Origin of the sequence: Pseudomonas sp. GL-RE-26 (assembly GCF_019956275.1) — a bacterium.
GTDB classification, from domain to species: domain Bacteria; phylum Pseudomonadota; class Gammaproteobacteria; order Pseudomonadales; family Pseudomonadaceae; genus Aquipseudomonas; species Aquipseudomonas grandcourensis.
Window position 1 is genome coordinate 1 of sequence record NZ_JAHBDI010000055.1, and the last position, 16,164, is coordinate 16,164.

Annotated in this window: 13 protein-coding genes, 4 tRNA genes and 1 rRNA gene; all 18 read left to right on the top strand. The window is 55.8% G+C overall.

Features of this window, described 5'->3' with window-relative positions:
• Nucleotides 1-2 precede the first annotated feature (2 nt).
• The 18 genes from rrf (at nucleotide 3) to rpsG (ending at nucleotide 16,147) form a co-directional block, all read left to right on the top strand.
• Nucleotides 3-118 (top strand): 5S ribosomal RNA (rrf, locus tag KGB07_RS24065).
• A gap of 135 nt (nucleotides 119-253) precedes the next feature.
• On the top strand, nucleotides 254-1,213 hold the full coding sequence (birA, locus tag KGB07_RS24070) for a bifunctional biotin--[acetyl-CoA-carboxylase] ligase/biotin operon repressor BirA (protein WP_223466749.1): 960 nt from the start codon (nucleotides 254-256) through the stop codon (nucleotides 1,211-1,213).
• Nucleotides 1,203-1,952 carry a pantothenate kinase gene (locus KGB07_RS24075; protein ID WP_046041608.1) on the top strand — a complete coding sequence of 250 codons (750 nt, stop codon included), beginning with the start codon at nucleotides 1,203-1,205 and terminating at the stop codon, nucleotides 1,950-1,952. The genes birA and KGB07_RS24075 overlap by 11 nt, the downstream gene beginning before the upstream one ends.
• A gap of 7 nt (nucleotides 1,953-1,959) precedes the next feature.
• A complete protein-coding gene (locus KGB07_RS24080) occupies nucleotides 1,960-2,400 on the top strand; it encodes a hypothetical protein (protein WP_046041609.1) in 441 nt (146 codons plus the stop codon).
• A 143-nt stretch (nucleotides 2,401-2,543) separates the two neighbouring features.
• Nucleotides 2,544-2,628: transfer RNA gene (locus KGB07_RS24085), tRNA-Tyr, on the top strand.
• A 24-nt stretch (nucleotides 2,629-2,652) separates the two neighbouring features.
• Nucleotides 2,653-2,726: transfer RNA gene (locus KGB07_RS24090), tRNA-Gly, on the top strand.
• Between the two features lie 26 nt (nucleotides 2,727-2,752).
• Nucleotides 2,753-2,828: transfer RNA gene (locus KGB07_RS24095), tRNA-Thr, on the top strand.
• 174 nt (nucleotides 2,829-3,002) lie between these two features.
• Nucleotides 3,003-3,078 (top strand) — tRNA-Trp (locus KGB07_RS24100).
• A 45-nt stretch (nucleotides 3,079-3,123) separates the two neighbouring features.
• The gene (gene secE, locus KGB07_RS24105; RefSeq protein ID WP_007984402.1) at nucleotides 3,124-3,492 is read left to right on the top strand and encodes a preprotein translocase subunit SecE; all 369 of its coding nucleotides are present in this window, start codon (nucleotides 3,124-3,126) and stop codon (nucleotides 3,490-3,492) included.
• Between the two features lie 9 nt (nucleotides 3,493-3,501).
• On the top strand, nucleotides 3,502-4,035 hold the full coding sequence (nusG, locus tag KGB07_RS24110) for a transcription termination/antitermination protein NusG (RefSeq protein ID WP_046041611.1): 534 nt from the start codon (nucleotides 3,502-3,504) through the stop codon (nucleotides 4,033-4,035).
• Nucleotides 4,036-4,152: 117 nt separating this feature from the next.
• Complete coding sequence (gene rplK / locus KGB07_RS24115; protein WP_007933726.1) at nucleotides 4,153-4,584, top strand: 50S ribosomal protein L11; 432 nt, start codon at nucleotides 4,153-4,155, stop codon at nucleotides 4,582-4,584.
• Nucleotides 4,584-5,279: a 50S ribosomal protein L1 gene (rplA, locus tag KGB07_RS24120; RefSeq protein ID WP_046041612.1), complete on the top strand. Its 696-nt coding sequence runs from the start codon at nucleotides 4,584-4,586 to the stop codon at nucleotides 5,277-5,279. Before rplK ends, rplA begins: the two co-directional genes overlap by 1 nt.
• 198 nt (nucleotides 5,280-5,477) lie before the next feature.
• A complete protein-coding gene (gene rplJ / locus KGB07_RS24125) occupies nucleotides 5,478-5,978 on the top strand; it encodes a 50S ribosomal protein L10 (RefSeq protein WP_007970413.1) in 501 nt (166 codons plus the stop codon).
• Nucleotides 5,979-6,053: 75 nt separating this feature from the next.
• Nucleotides 6,054-6,419, top strand: a complete 366-nt coding sequence (gene rplL, locus KGB07_RS24130) for a 50S ribosomal protein L7/L12 (protein ID WP_046041613.1) — start codon at nucleotides 6,054-6,056, stop codon at nucleotides 6,417-6,419.
• A 220-nt stretch (nucleotides 6,420-6,639) separates the two neighbouring features.
• The gene (rpoB, locus tag KGB07_RS24135; RefSeq protein WP_046041614.1) at nucleotides 6,640-10,713 is read left to right on the top strand and encodes a DNA-directed RNA polymerase subunit beta; all 4,074 of its coding nucleotides are present in this window, start codon (nucleotides 6,640-6,642) and stop codon (nucleotides 10,711-10,713) included.
• A gap of 64 nt (nucleotides 10,714-10,777) precedes the next feature.
• Complete coding sequence (rpoC, locus tag KGB07_RS24140) at nucleotides 10,778-14,977, top strand: DNA-directed RNA polymerase subunit beta' (protein ID WP_046041615.1); 4,200 nt, start codon at nucleotides 10,778-10,780, stop codon at nucleotides 14,975-14,977.
• A gap of 216 nt (nucleotides 14,978-15,193) precedes the next feature.
• Nucleotides 15,194-15,565, top strand: coding sequence for a 30S ribosomal protein S12 (gene rpsL / locus KGB07_RS24145; protein WP_003186084.1), 372 nt, complete (start codon nucleotides 15,194-15,196; stop codon nucleotides 15,563-15,565).
• A 108-nt stretch (nucleotides 15,566-15,673) separates the two neighbouring features.
• A complete protein-coding gene (gene rpsG / locus KGB07_RS24150) occupies nucleotides 15,674-16,147 on the top strand; it encodes a 30S ribosomal protein S7 (RefSeq protein WP_007994653.1) in 474 nt (157 codons plus the stop codon).
• The last annotated feature ends 17 nt before the right edge of the window (nucleotides 16,148-16,164 follow it).

Here is a 16,164-nt window from a genome sequence, read left to right on the forward strand (position 1 = left end):
TTCTTGACGACCATAGAGCGTTGGAACCACCTGATCCCATCCCGAACTCAGCAGTGAAACGATGCATCGCCGATGGTAGTGTGGGGTTTCCCCATGTGAGAGTAGGTCATCGTCAAGATTAAATTCCGAAACCCCAATTGCGAAAGCAGTTGGGGTTTTGTTTTTGTCCGCAGGAAAGCCACGGCTGCTGGATTTCTATGCAATCGCTCGATGCGTGGCTATCATGCGGGCCTCATTGTGAGGCGAGACCTGCATGCTGACGTTGTTAAAGCTTCTTAAAGATGGCCGATTCCATTCGGGTCAAGCATTGGGCGCCGCCCTGGGCGTCAGTCGTAGTGCTGTGTGGAAGCAGCTTCAGCATTTGGAAGCTGAGCTGGGTTTGTCTATTCATAAAGTTCGTGGGCGCGGCTATCAATTGTCCGCGCCATTAGCGCTGCTCGATCCTGCCGAGATAAGCGCTCAGGCGCATTCTTGCGCCTGGCCCGTCCAGGTTTACGACTCAATCGACTCCACGAATGCCGAGGCACTGCGCGCTATCGAGCGGGGGCAGGCGGCACCGTTTGTGGTGCTTTCGGAGCGGCAGACAGCCGGACGCGGGCGACGTGGTCGCGAGTGGGTGAGTCCATTCGCAGAAAACGTCTATTACAGCCTGGTGCTACGCATTGATGGCGGGATGCGTCAGCTGGAGGGTTTGAGTCTCGTCGTTGGACTCGCTGTCTTGCAGACGTTGCGCGAGCTCGGTATTGCAGCCGCTGGATTGAAATGGCCTAACGATGTTCTTGTAGGTCAGAAAAAGATCGCGGGAATACTGCTCGAGTTGGTTGGTGATCCTGCTGACGTGTGCCACGTGGTCCTGGGGGTGGGGATCAATGTGAACATGCAGTCCGCTGATGAGGTGGACCAGCAGTGGACATCCCTGCGGCTCGAGTCGGGCAAATTGTTTGATCGCAACCAATTGGTCGCGATGCTGGGGGAGATGCTGCAGCGATACCTGGCTCGTCACCAGGCGGGTGGTTTTTTGGCCATCCAGTCAGAGTGGGAGCAAAATCACCTGTGGCAGGGGCGAAGCGTGTCGTTGATTGCCGGCGTCAATCAGATTGATGGTGAAGTGCTTGGTATTGATGGCCAGGGCGCTTTGCGCCTGAAGGTGGATGGTGTGGAGAAAGTCTTCAGTGGTGGTGAGTTGAGCCTGAGGTTGCGTGATGATTCTTGAGCTCGATTGTGGGAATAGTTTCATCAAGTGGCGTGTGCTTGCCGCTAATGCCGGGCAGGTGCTGGGTGAAGGGGTCGTCGATTCCAATCTCGCGTTGCTGGAGGGGGTGGGGGCGCTCAAAGGGCTTGCCCTCACGTTTTGCCGGTTGGTGAGCGTCAGGACCGCAGAGGAAACCGCTGCGCTGACGTCTTTGCTCGGCGATACCTTTGATTTGCCGGTTGTATGCGCAACGCCTGCGCGAGAAATGTCAGGCGTGCGCAATGGGTATGAAGAGTTTGAGCGGCTGGGTCTGGATCGGTGGCTTGCAATGCTCGGAGGCTTTCATCTGGCTTCAGGTGCGTGCCTGGTACTCGATTTCGGTACGGCCGTGACCGCTGACTTTATCGCGGCGGATGGAGAGCACCTGGGTGGTTTCATCTGTCCGGGGATGCCGTTGATGCGCAACCAGTTGCGCACCCACACCCGCAAAATTCGTTATGGGGATCTGGCGGCCGAGCAGGCTCAGGAAAGTCTTGTTCCTGGTCGCGCGACTGTCGAGGCAGTAGAGCGTGGTTGTCTGTTGATGTTGCGCGGCTTCGTGCTGACCCAGCTCGAATTGGCGCGCAGTTACTGGGGTGAGGACTTTGTCGTGTTCCTCACCGGGGGGGATGCGAGCCTGGTTGCTGAGGTCGTGCCTCAGGCCAGGGTTGTTCCGGACTTGGTGTTTGTCGGATTGGCCATGGCCTGTCCCTTGTCCTGAGGTTTTTATGCGTTGGTTGTTTCTGCTGCTGCTTGTCCTCAATGGCTTCTACTACATCTGGAATCAACAAGAGGCTCCTTTGCGCGCGAAGGATGTCACGCCTTTGAGTCTGTATCGCGGATCTCAACAAGATATTCGCTTGTTGAGCGAAGCAAGTGACGTATCCAAGGATAAGGGGAAAGCTGTCTCGACAGACAATGGCTGCCTTTATCTGGGCGGCTATACGCGCCAGGAGGCCGCGCAGGCGGTTGAGCGTCGTTTGAGCGGGATGGAGGTCAAGTTTCAGTCTCTGCCGAAAGCTGCGGCTGAAGGGGCAGGGTATTGGGTGCGTATCGCACCGGAAAGCCGGCGTTGGCTGGACGATTTGCAGCTGCAAAACCTTTCTAAAGAATTCAATGAGTTAAAACATAAAATAATGCCGTGCGAGGGGGTTGCACCCACCGAATAGTTTGCATAGAATGGCGCCCGCTCCACAGCGAACACCGGAAACGGTTAACGGTGTGAGGCGAGGTCAACGCAGCTAAGCTCAGGTTTTTAATGAGAAAAATGCTTGACAGAAGGCTGGCATGATGTAGAATGCCGGCTCGCTTAGGAGGGGTTCCCGAGCGGCCAAAGGGATCAGACTGTAAATCTGACGTCTACGACTTCGAAGGTTCGAATCCTTCCCCCTCCACCATTTTTAGCGAGAGCTGTAAGCCTCGCGGGTATAGTTTAGTGGTAGAACCTCAGCCTTCCAAGCTGATGATGCGGGTTCGATTCCCGCTACCCGCTCCAAGTTTACAGGTTTTGCACAGTGTTACGCTCTTGTAGCTCAGTTGGTAGAGCACACCCTTGGTAAGGGTGAGGTCAGCGGTTCAAATCCGCTCAAGAGCTCCATATAACAAGGCAGATATGAAAATATCTGCCTTTGTTTTAGGTGGTAGTGGTTGCGCCTGATTGTGTTTCTGAAGGTTGCCGGTGTCGTGAATGCCGGTGTTGCAGCCAGGGTTGCCTAGTAAGTGTTGTAAAGTCTTTTTCGGGTCGGCATAATGGTCGGCCTGATTTTGTTTTAGGTCAGTAGCTCAATTGGCAGAGCGACGGTCTCCAAAACCGTAGGTTGGGGGTTCGATTCCCTCCTGACCTGCCAGATTCACTCGGTGTGTCTGGCTTTCTTTTCACAGGATCTTCATAGATGACTCCTAAAGCTGAAGCTCAAGGCTCTCGTTTCGACCTCCTCAAGTGGCTTGTAGTAGTCGCTCTGGTGGTTGTTGGCGTTGTTGGCAATCAGTACTTTTCTGCTTCGCCGATCCTGTACCGTGTACTCGCATTGCTTGCTATTGCTGCCGTAGCTGCCTTTGTAGGCCTGCAGACGGTCAAGGGCAAGTCTTTCTTTGTACTGGTTAAGGAAGCGCGTACCGAAATTCGTAAAGTCGTTTGGCCAACTCGCCAAGAAACCACGCAGACCACGTTGATCGTTGTGGCTGTTGTCCTGGTTATGGCGTTGCTGTTGTGGGGGCTTGATTCCCTGCTCGGCTGGCTTGTTTCCTTGATCGTCGGCTAAGGGTGTCCCGTGGCTAAGCGTTGGTATGTTGTGCATGCTTACTCCGGTTACGAGAAGCATGTAATGCGCTCGCTGGTCGAGCGCGTAAAGCTGGCCGGTATGGAAGATGGCTTCGGCGAGATTCTGGTTCCCACTGAAGAAGTGGTTGAAATGCGCAATGGCCAGAAGCGCAAGAGCGAACGCAAATTCTTCCCTGGCTATGTGCTGGTGCAGATGGATATGAACGAGGGTACTTGGCACTTGGTCAAGGACACTCCTCGGGTGATGGGTTTCATTGGCGGTACTGCCGATAAGCCTGCGCCAATCACCGATAAAGAAGCAGAAGCGATTCTGCGCCGCGTTGCCGATGGTAGCGACAAGCCGAAGCCGAAGACGTTGTTCGAGCCGGGTGAGTCGGTGCGCGTCAATGATGGTCCGTTCGCAGACTTTACCGGTGTTGTTGAAGAAGTTAACTACGAAAAGAGCCGGATTCAGGTCGCAGTGCTCATTTTCGGTCGCTCTACTCCGGTGGAGCTCGAGTTCAGCCAGGTCGAAAAGGTCTAGTTGAGCAAAAATCCCAACCCCGCAGCCGTAGGCTGTGGGGTTTTGTCGTCACTGGGATAAACGCGCAAGTAACCGGGGAGCCTCTCGAGGCGTTCGAACCCGTAATTGGAGTGCCTCATGGCCAAGAAGATTACCGCTTACATCAAGCTGCAAGTGAAGGCCGCTCAGGCTAACCCAAGCCCACCTGTTGGTCCTGCTCTGGGTCAGCACGGCGTGAACATCATGGAATTCTGCAAGGCTTTCAACGCCCGTACTCAGGGTCTTGAGCCAGGTCTGCCGACTCCAGTGATCATCACTGTCTACAGCGACCGTAGCTTCACTTTCGAAACCAAATCCACCCCTGCTTCGGTTCTGCTGAAGAAGGCGGCCGGTCTGACCAGCGGTTCCGCTCGTCCGAACACCGTTAAGGTTGGCACCGTGACTCGTGCACAGCTGGAAGAAATCGCGAAAACCAAAAACGCGGATCTGACTGCAGCTGATATGGAAGCAGCCGTGCGTACTATCGCCGGTTCTGCTCGTAGCATGGGCCTTAACGTGGAGGGTGTGTAATGGCTAAGCTGACCAAGCGTCAAAAGGCTATCGCCGGCAAAATCGAAGCAGGCAAGGCCTACAACTTTGTAGACGCTGCTGCCCTGCTGGCTGAGCTGTCGACTGTCAAGTTCAGCGAGTCGTTCGACGTAGCTGTAAACCTGGGTGTTGACCCGCGTAAATCCGACCAGGTCGTTCGTAGCGCTACTGTGCTGCCACACGGCACTGGCAAGACCGTTCGCGTTGCTGTGTTCACCCAGGGTCCAGCTGCTGAAGCCGCTTTGGCTGCCGGCGCTGACCGTGTAGGCATGGACGACCTGGCCGCCGAAATGAAAGGCGGCGACCTGAACTATGACGTAGTGATCGCATCCCCGGATGCAATGCGCGTTGTAGGTCAGTTGGGTCAGATCCTCGGTCCACGTGGCCTGATGCCTAACCCTAAAGTCGGCACCGTAACTCCAGACGTAGCTACCGCGGTTAAAAACGCCAAGGCTGGTCAGGTTCGTTATCGCACCGACAAAAACGGCATCATCCACACTTCCGTTGGCAAGATCGGCTTCGACGCCGTCAAGCTGAAGGAAAACGTTGAAGCCCTGATCGCTGATCTGAAGCGTATCAAGCCAGCTGCCTCGAAAGGCATTTACGTCAAGCGCGTTACCCTGAGCACCACTATGGGCCCAGGTCTGGTCATCGACCAAAGCTCGCTCGACGCGTAAGACACAGATTGGCGCAAGCGATTGCGCCAATTGAAAAATTGGGGTCCCTGCCTGGCGGGGGCTATCCAAGACCGTAGGCGACGCAAGTCTTAAACCTCAAGCCTACGCAGATGGTGCTCCCGGTTCCTTACCGAATCAGACACCAAAACGACATCCGGTTTCGACCAGATGAAACGGTAACAAGCAGGAGTTAAACCCGTGGCAATTAAACTCGAAGACAAGAAGGCCATCGTCGCTGAAGTCAACGAGGCTGCCAAAGTCGCTCTGTCCGCTGTCGTGGCTGATGCCCGTGGCGTAACAGTAGGCGCGATGACCGGACTCCGTAAAGAGGCTCGTGAAGCTGGCGTTTACGTACGTGTTGTACGTAACACCCTGCTCAAGCGCGCTGTTGCTGACACTGAATTCAGTGTCCTCAACGACGTGTTCACTGGCCCTACCCTGATTGCGTTCTCCAAAGAACATCCAGGCGCTGCTGCCCGGATCTTCAAGGAATTCGCAAAGGGTCAGGACAAGTTCGAGATCAAGGCAGCTGCGTTCGAGGGCAAGTTCCTCGCAGCTAACCAAATCGACGTACTGGCAACTCTGCCGACCCGTGACGAAGCAATTTCTCAGCTGATGAGCGTGATTCAAGGCGCTACCAGCAAGTTGGCTCGTACTCTGGCGGCAATTCGCGACCAGAAAGAAGCTGCTGCAGCCTAAGGCTCGTCAACTTCTCGCGTTTTTTGTTTTTTTCGATGGTCGCGTAGGCCGTCCCCAATATCAGGAATTAGATTCATGTCTATCTCTCAGAACGATATCCTTGAAGCAGTTGGCAGCATGTCCGTAATGGAAGTTGTTGAGCTGATCAAAGCTTTCGAAGAAAAATTCGGTGTTACCGCTGCTGCTGCATCGGCAGGTCCTGCCGCTGCTGCCGCTGTTGTTGAAGAGCAAACTGAATTCAACGTCATGCTGCTGGAAGCTGGCGAGAAGAAAGTTAACGTGATCAAGGCAGTACGTGAACTGACCGGTCTGGGCCTGAAAGAAGCCAAGGCTGTAGTTGACGGCGCTCCTGCCATGGTTCTGGAAGCAGTGACCAAAGATGCAGGCGACAAAGCCAAAGCAACTCTGGAAGAAGCAGGCGCTAAAGTCGAGCTGAAGTAAGCATCGACTTTGCGTCTCCAGCCCGAGCGTTAAGCGACAGGCTGATGGCTGGTGGCTCTTGCCACCGGCCTTTTTCCGTTATTGGCAGCCGACTGGGTCGGTGCCGATAACGTGCTGTAACCACCCGATGCGGTGGCGCAAACCATGGGGTTTGCACGATTTTCTGGCTGCTCCCGTCGGGAGGGGCCAAACAAGCAGGTGACCAAGCTGGGGAACGCTGATGGCTTACTCATATACTGAGAAAAAACGTATCCGCAAGGACTTTAGCAAGTTGCCGGACGTCATGGATGTGCCGTACCTCCTGGCCATCCAGCTGGATTCGTATCGTGAATTCTTGCAAGCGGGAGCGACTAAAGATCAGTTCCGCGACGTGGGCCTGCATGCGGCCTTCAAATCCGTTTTCCCGATCATCAGCTACTCCGGCAATGCTGCGCTGGAGTACGTCGGATATCGTCTGGGCGAACCGGCATTTGATGTCAAAGAATGCGTATTGCGCGGTGTAACTTACGCCGTACCTTTGCGGGTAAAAGTGCGCCTGATCATTTTCGACAAAGAATCGTCGAACAAAGCGATCAAGGACATCAAAGAGCAAGAAGTCTACATGGGTGAAATCCCCCTGATGACTGAAAACGGTACCTTCGTAATCAACGGTACCGAGCGTGTAATCGTTTCCCAGCTGCACCGTTCCCCGGGCGTGTTCTTCGACCACGACCGTGGCAAGACGCACAGCTCCGGTAAACTGCTGTACTCCGCGCGCATCATTCCTTACCGCGGTTCGTGGCTGGACTTCGAGTTCGACCCGAAAGACTGCGTATTCGTGCGTATCGACCGTCGTCGCAAGCTGCCTGCATCGGTACTGCTGCGCGCGCTGGGCTATACCACTGAAGAAGTGCTGGACGCGTTCTATACCACCAACGTATTCCACGTGAAGGGCGAGACCCTGAGCCTGGAGCTGGTGCCTCAGCGCCTGCGCGGTGAAATCGCTGTCCTCGATATTCTGGATGACAAAGGCAAGGTTATTGTCGAGCAGGGTCGTCGTATCACCGCTCGCCACGTCAACCAGCTGGAAAAAGCCGGGATCAAAGAGCTGGATGTGCCTCTGGACTACGTCCTGGGTCGCACAACCGCCAAGGTCATCGTGCACCCGGCAACCGGCGAAATCCTGGCAGAGTGCAACACCGAGCTGAACACCGAGATCCTGGCCAAAATCGCCAAGGCTCAGGTTGTTCGCATCGAAACTCTGTACACTAACGATATCGACTGCGGTCCGTTCGTCTCCGACACCCTGAAGATCGACTCCACCAGCAACCAACTGGAAGCGCTGGTCGAGATCTATCGCATGATGCGTCCTGGCGAGCCGCCAACCAAAGACGCTGCCGAGACCCTGTTCAACAACCTGTTCTTCAGCCCTGAGCGCTATGACCTGTCTGCGGTCGGCCGGATGAAGTTCAACCGTCGTATCGGTCGTACCGAGATCGAAGGTTCGGGCGTGCTGTGCAAGGAAGACATCGTCGCGGTACTGAAGACCCTGGTCGACATCCGTAACGGTAAAGGCATCGTCGATGACATCGACCACCTGGGTAACCGTCGTGTTCGCTGCGTAGGCGAAATGGCCGAGAACCAGTTCCGCGTTGGCCTGGTACGTGTTGAGCGTGCGGTCAAAGAGCGTCTGTCGATGGCTGAAAGCGAAGGCCTGATGCCGCAAGACCTGATCAACGCCAAGCCAGTGGCTGCGGCGGTGAAAGAGTTCTTCGGTTCCAGCCAGCTGTCCCAGTTCATGGACCAGAACAACCCGCTGTCCGAGATCACCCACAAGCGTCGTGTCTCTGCACTCGGCCCTGGCGGTTTGACTCGTGAGCGCGCCGGCTTCGAAGTTCGTGACGTACACCCGACTCACTACGGTCGTGTATGCCCGATTGAAACGCCGGAAGGTCCGAACATCGGTCTGATCAACTCCCTGGCCGCTTATGCGCGCACCAACCAGTACGGCTTCCTGGAAAGCCCGTACCGTGTGGTGAAAGACGCTCTGGTCACCGACGAGATCGTGTTCCTGTCCGCCATCGAAGAAGCCGATCACGTGATCGCTCAGGCTTCGGCCACGATGAACGACAAGAAAATGCTGATCGACGAGCTGGTAGCTGTTCGTCACTTGAACGAGTTCACCGTCAAGGCGCCGGAAGACGTCACCTTGATGGACGTTTCTCCGAAGCAGGTAGTTTCGGTTGCAGCGTCGCTGATCCCGTTCCTCGAGCACGATGACGCCAACCGTGCGTTGATGGGTTCGAACATGCAGCGTCAAGCTGTACCAACCCTGCGCGCTGACAAGCCGCTGGTCGGTACTGGCATGGAGCGTAACGTAGCTCGTGACTCCGGCGTTTGCGTCGTGGCTCGTCGTGGTGGCGTTATCGATTCCGTCGACGCCAGCCGTATCGTGGTTCGTGTTGCTGATGATGAAGTTGAAACCGGTGAAGCTGGTGTCGACATCTACAACCTGACCAAATACACCCGCTCCAACCAGAACACCTGCATCAACCAGCGTCCGCTGGTGCGTAAAGGTGATCGGGTTCAGCGTAGCGACATCATGGCTGACGGCCCGTCCACCGACATGGGTGAACTGGCGCTGGGTCAGAATATGCGCATCGCGTTCATGGCCTGGAACGGTTACAACTTCGAAGACTCCATCTGCCTGTCGGAACGAGTTGTTCAAGAAGACCGCTTTACCACGATCCACATTCAGGAACTGACCTGTGTGGCACGTGACACCAAGCTTGGGCCAGAGGAAATCACTGCAGACATCCCGAACGTGGGTGAAGCTGCACTGAACAAGCTGGACGAAGCCGGTATCGTTTACGTAGGTGCTGAAGTTGGCGCAGGCGACATCCTGGTCGGTAAGGTCACTCCGAAAGGCGAGACCCAGCTGACTCCGGAAGAAAAACTGCTGCGTGCGATCTTCGGTGAAAAAGCCAGCGACGTTAAAGACACTTCCCTGCGTGTACCTACCGGTACCAAAGGTACTGTCATCGACGTACAGGTCTTCACCCGCGACGGCGTTGAGCGTGATGCTCGTGCACTGTCGATCGAGAAGTCCCAGCTGGACGAGATCCGCAAGGACCTGAACGAAGAGTTCCGTATCGTTGAAGGTGCTACTTTCGAACGTCTGCGTTCCGCTCTGGTCGGCCACAAAGCCGAAGGCGGCGCCGGTCTGAAGAAAGGCCAGGACATCACCGACGAAGTTCTCGACGGTCTTGAGCACGGCCAGTGGTTCAAACTGCGCATGGCTGAAGATGCTCTGAACGAGCAGCTCGAGAAGGCTCAGGCTTACATCGTTGATCGTCGCCGTCTGCTGGACGACAAGTTCGAAGACAAGAAGCGCAAACTGCAGCAGGGCGATGACCTGGCTCCAGGCGTGCTGAAAATCGTCAAGGTCTACCTGGCAATCCGTCGTCGCATCCAGCCGGGCGACAAGATGGCCGGTCGTCACGGTAACAAAGGTGTGGTCTCCGTGATCATGCCGGTTGAAGACATGCCGCACGATGCCAATGGCACCCCGGTCGACGTCGTCCTCAACCCGTTGGGCGTACCTTCGCGTATGAACGTCGGTCAGATCCTTGAAACCCACCTGGGCCTCGCGGCCAAGGGTCTGGGCGAGAAGATCAATCGCATGATTGAAGAGCAGCGCAAAGTTGCCGAGCTGCGCAAGTTCCTGCACGAGATCTATAACGAGATCGGCGGTCGTCAGGAAAGCCTCGATGACTTCTCGGACCAGGAAATCCTGGATCTGGCTCAAAACCTGCGTGGCGGCGTTCCAATGGCCACTCCAGTGTTCGACGGCGCCAAGGAAAGCGAAATCAAGGCCATGCTGAAACTGGCGGACCTGCCAGAAAGCGGCCAGATGCAGCTGACCGACGGCCGTACCGGCAATAAGTTCGAGCGCCCGGTTACCGTTGGCTACATGTACATGCTGAAGCTGAACCACTTGGTAGACGACAAGATGCACGCTCGTTCTACCGGTTCGTACAGCCTGGTTACCCAGCAGCCGCTGGGTGGTAAGGCGCAGTTCGGTGGTCAGCGTTTCGGGGAGATGGAGGTCTGGGCACTGGAAGCATACGGTGCCGCTTACACTCTGCAAGAAATGCTCACAGTGAAGTCGGACGATGTGAACGGCCGTACCAAGATGTACAAAAACATCGTGGATGGCGATCACCGTATGGAGCCGGGCATGCCCGAGTCCTTCAACGTGTTGATCAAGGAAATTCGTTCCCTCGGCATCGATATCGATCTGGAAACCGAATAACACGTGACGCGAATCGAGAGCGGGGCAGGATTGCCCGCTCTCTGCTCCGCCAGGAGGAAAGGCCTTGAAAGACCTACTGAATTTGCTGAAAAACCAGGGTCAAGTCGAAGAGTTCGACGCCATCCGTATCGGATTGGCATCGCCTGAGATGATCCGTTCGTGGTCGTTCGGTGAAGTTAAAAAGCCGGAAACCATTAACTACCGTACGTTCAAACCTGAGCGTGACGGCCTGTTCTGCGCCAAGATCTTTGGCCCGGTAAAGGATTACGAGTGCCTGTGCGGTAAGTACAAGCGCTTGAAGCACCGTGGTGTGATCTGCGAGAAGTGCGGTGTTGAAGTCGCGCTGGCAAAAGTTCGTCGTGAGCGCATGGCGCACATCGAACTGGCCTCGCCAGTTGCCCACATCTGGTTCCTGAAATCGCTGCCGTCCCGTATCGGCTTGCTGATGGACATGACCCTGCGTGATATCGAACGCGTTCTCTACTTCGAGAGCTACGTCGTTATCGATCCAGGCATGACCACCCTTGAAAAAGGTCAGCTGCTGAACGACGAGCAGTACTTCGAAGCGCTGGAAGAGTTCGGCGACGATTTCGATGCCCGCATGGGTGCCGAAGCTGTCCGCGAACTGCTGCACGCTATCGACCTGGAGCACGAGATTGGTCGCCTGCGTGAAGAGATTCCGCAAACCAACTCCGAAACCAAGATCAAGAAGCTGTCCAAGCGTCTGAAGTTGATGGAAGCCTTCCAGGGTTCCGGCAACCTGCCAGAGTGGATGGTGCTGACCGTTCTGCCGGTTCTGCCGCCAGATCTGCGTCCACTGGTCCCGCTCGATGGCGGTCGCTTCGCGACTTCCGATCTCAACGATCTGTATCGTCGAGTGATCAACCGTAACAACCGTTTGAAGCGCCTGCTGGATCTGTCCGCTCCGGACATCATCGTGCGCAACGAAAAGCGTATGTTGCAGGAAGCTGTCGACGCACTGCTCGACAACGGTCGCCGTGGCCGCGCTATCACCGGTTCGAACAAGCGTCCTCTGAAATCCCTGGCTGACATGATCAAGGGTAAGCAGGGTCGTTTCCGTCAGAACTTGCTCGGTAAGCGTGTTGACTACTCCGGCCGTTCGGTAATTACCGTAGGTCCGACCCTGCGTCTGCACCAGTGCGGTCTGCCGAAGAAAATGGCTCTCGAGCTGTTCAAGCCGTTCATTTTCGGCAAGCTGGAAATGCGTGGTCTTGCTACCACCATCAAGGCTGCCAAGAAGATGGTCGAGCGCGAGCTGCCAGAGGTCTGGGACGTTCTCGCTGAAGTGATTCGCGAACACCCGGTACTTCTCAACCGTGCACCGACCCTTCACCGTCTGGGTATCCAGGCGTTTGAACCGGTACTGATCGAAGGTAAGGCTATCCAGCTGCACCCTCTGGTCTGCGCCGCGTACAACGCCGACTTCGACGGCGACCAAATGGCCGTGCACGTACCGCTGACGCTGGAAGCCCAGCTCGAAGCGCGTGCGTTGATGATGTCGACCAACAACATTCTGTCGCCAGCCAACGGTGAGCCAATCATCGTTCCGTCGCAGGACGTTGTATTGGGTCTGTACTACATGACTCGTGAAGCGATCAACGCCAAGGGCGAAGGTCGTGTGTTCGCGGATCTGCAGGAAGTTGACCGTGTGTTCCGTGCCGGCGAAGCCGCACTGCACGCCAAGGTTAAAGTCCGGATCAACGAAACCGTCAACGACCGTGATGGCGGCAGCGTGAGCAACACCCGTATCGTCGACACCACTGTCGGCCGTGCTCTGTTGTTCCAGGTTGTGCCAAAGGGTCTGTCGTACGACGTCGTCAACCTGCCGATGAAGAAAAAGGCGATCTCCAAGCTGATCAACCAGTGCTATCGCGTGGTTGGTTTGAAAGAGACTGTGATCTTCGCTGACCAGTTGATGTACACCGGTTTTGCTTATTCGACCATTTCCGGCGTTTCCATCGGTGTTAACGACTTCGTTATCCCGGATGAAAAAGCCCGCATCATCAATGCTGCTACTGATGAAGTGAAAGAGATCGAAAGCCAGTACGCCTCCGGCCTGGTAACCCAGGGCGAGAAGTACAACAAAGTGATCGACCTTTGGTCCAAGGCGAACGACGAAGTTTCCAAGGCGATGATGGCCAACCTCTCGAAAGAGAAAGTCATCGACCGTCATGGCGTCGAAGTCGACCAGGAATCCTTCAACTCGATGTACATGATGGCCGACTCGGGTGCGCGGGGTTCCGCAGCACAGATTCGTCAGCTGGCCGGTATGCGTGGCCTGATGGCCAAGCCGGACGGTTCCATCATTGAAACGCCGATTACTGCGAACTTCCGTGAAGGTTTGAGCGTACTTCAGTACTTCATCTCCACTCACGGTGCTCGTAAGGGTCTTGCGGATACCGCGTTGAAAACGGCTAACTCCGGTTACCTGACTCGTCGTCTGGTAGACGTTGCACAAGATCTGGTTGTAACCGAGATCGATTGCGGCACCGAACACGGTCTGCTGATGACTCCGCACATTGAAGGCGGTGACGTTGTAGAGCCGCTGGGTGAGCGCGTATTGGGTCGTGTTATCGCCCGTGACGTATTCAAGCCAGGTACCGAGGACGTCATCGTTCCTGCCGGCACCCTGGTAGACGAAAAGTGGGTCGAGTTCATCGAGCTCAACAGCATCGACGAAGTGATCGTGCGTTCGCCGATCAGCTGCGAAACCCGCTTCGGTATTTGCGCCAAGTGCTACGGCCGCGATCTGGCTCGTGGTCACCAGGTGAACATCGGTGAAGCGGTCGGCGTTATCGCTGCCCAGTCCATCGGTGAACCGGGTACCCAGCTGACGATGCGTACGTTCCACATCGGTGGTGCGGCAAGCCGGACCTCCGCAGCCGACAGCGTTCAGGTGAAGAATGGCGGTACCGTCCGTCTGCATAACCTGAAGCACGTTGAGCGAGTGGATGGTTGCCTGGTTGCTGTGTCCCGTTCCGGTGAGCTGGCCATCGCTGATGACTTCGGTCGTGAGCGTGAGCGTTACAAGCTGCCGTATGGTGCCGTGATTTCGGTTAAAGAAGGTGACAAGGTCGAAGCTGGCGCCATCGTGGCCAAGTGGGATCCGCACACTCACCCGATCGTTACCGAAATGAAAGGTACCGTGACCTACGTGGGCATGGAAGAAGGCATCACGATCAAGCGTCAGACTGACGAATTGACCGGTATGACCAACATTGAAGTACTCGACGCCAAGGATCGTCCAGCTGCCGGTAAGGACATCCGTCCTGCCGTGAAGATGGTCGACGACAACGGCAAGGATCTGTTGCTGCCAGGCACTGACGTTATCGCTCAGTACTTCCTGCCAGCCAACGCCCTGGTCGGTGTGGCGGATGGTGCGAAGATCGCGATCGGTGATGTTATCGCTCGTATCCCGCAAGAGACTTCGAAAACTCGCGACATCACCGGTGGTCTGCCGCGTGTTGCCGACTTGTTCGAAGCCCGTCGTCCGAAAGAAGCGTCGATTCTGGCTGAAGTCAGCGGCACCATCGCGTTCGGTAAAGAGACCAAGGGCAAGCGCCGTCTGGTTATCACCCCGAACGACGGTACCGATCCGTACGAAGAGCTGATTCCGAAGTGGCGTCACCTGAACGTGTTCGAAGGCGAACAGGTAAACCGCGGCGAAGTTATCTCCGACGGTCCAAGCGATCCACACGACATCCTGCGTCTGCTGGGTGTGAGTGCGCTGGCCAAGTACATCGTCAACGAGATCCAGGACGTTTACCGTCTGCAAGGCGTGAAGATCAACGACAAGCACATCGAGACCATCCTGCGTCAGATGCTGCGTAAAGTTGAGATCGCTGAATCCGGCGATTCCAGTTTCATCAAGGGCGACCAGATGGAATTGACTCACGTACTGGTAGAGAACGAGCGTCTGAGCGGCGAAGACAAGTTTGTCTCCAAGTTCACTCGCGTTCTGCTGGGTATCACCAAGGCATCGTTGTCCACCGAATCGTTCATCTCGGCGGCTTCCTTCCAGGAAACCACTCGCGTACTGACCGAAGCGGCGGTAACCGGCAAGCGCGATTACCTGCGCGGCCTGAAGGAAAACGTGGTCGTGGGTCGTCTGATCCCGGCTGGTACCGGCCTGGCTTATCACAGCGAGCGTAAGCGCCGCCGTGAAGCAGACAAGCCGTTGCGCGTAAGCGCCAGTGAAGTGGAAGCTGCACTGACCGAAGCGCTGAACTCGAGCGGTAACTGAGTTCTGCGGTAAATGAGTGTGAGGCCCTGGTCACTCCGTTCATCGAATCGAGACAATTTGTCGAGATTGGATGAGCGGGGAGGGCGGGGCCTTGCCTTGACTGGGGACAAGATCCTCTTTAGACTCTTGTACCCCTAAATTTGGCGGGAACTCGTTCCTGCCATTTTGCTTTTCTTGCAAGACAATAGCGTCGCAAGACAACAGTGGAGCTAGTAGATGGCAACTATCAACCAGCTGGTACGTCAGCCGCGTAAGCGTATCGTCGAGAAATCCGACGTGCCTGCGCTGCAGAACTGCCCGCAACGCCGTGGCGTGTGCACCCGTGTGTACACCACCACGCCGAAAAAACCTAACTCGGCACTGCGTAAAGTATGCCGTGTGCGTCTGACCAACGGTTTCGAGGTTTCCTCGTACATCGGCGGTGAAGGCCACAACCTGCAAGAGCACAGCGTGGTACTGATCCGTGGCGGTCGTGTAAAAGACTTGCCAGGTGTTCGTTACCACACCGTTCGCGGTTCGTTGGATACTTCCGGTGTTAAAGGTCGTAACCAGGGTCGTTCGAAGTACGGTACCAAGCGTCCGAAGTAATCGGCCGTTTTGCAGTTTTTCATTTTATTGAGTCGATAAGAGTAAGGTCGGGCACGCATCCATAGGAGCTGTCCCGGGCTAACCTGAAGACCGTTTGAGGGCTTATCAATGCCAAGACGTCGCGTAGCAGCCAAGCGTGAGATTCTGGACGATCCGAAATACGGAAGCCAAATCCTCGCCAAATTCATGAACCACGTAATGGAAAGCGGCAAGAAAGCCGTTGCCGAGCGTATCGTTTATGGTGCCCTGGATACCGTGAAGGCTCGTAAGGCCGGCACCGATCCCCTGGAACTCTTCGAAAAAGCACTCGACGCCATCGCTCCGCTGGTCGAAGTGAAGTCGCGCCGCGTTGGTGGTGCTACTTACCAGGTTCCGGTCGAAGTTCGTCCTTCCCGTCGTAACGCTCTGGCAATGCGCTGGTTGGTAGACTACGCCCGCAAGCGCGGCGAGAAGTCTATGGCTCTGCGTTTGGCTGGCGAACTGTTGGACGCTGCCGAAGGCAAAGGTGCTGCAGTTAAGAAGCGTGAAGACGTTCACCGTATGGCTGAAGCCAACAAGGCTTTCTCGCACTACCGCTTCTAATTTTAGCGTCACTAATT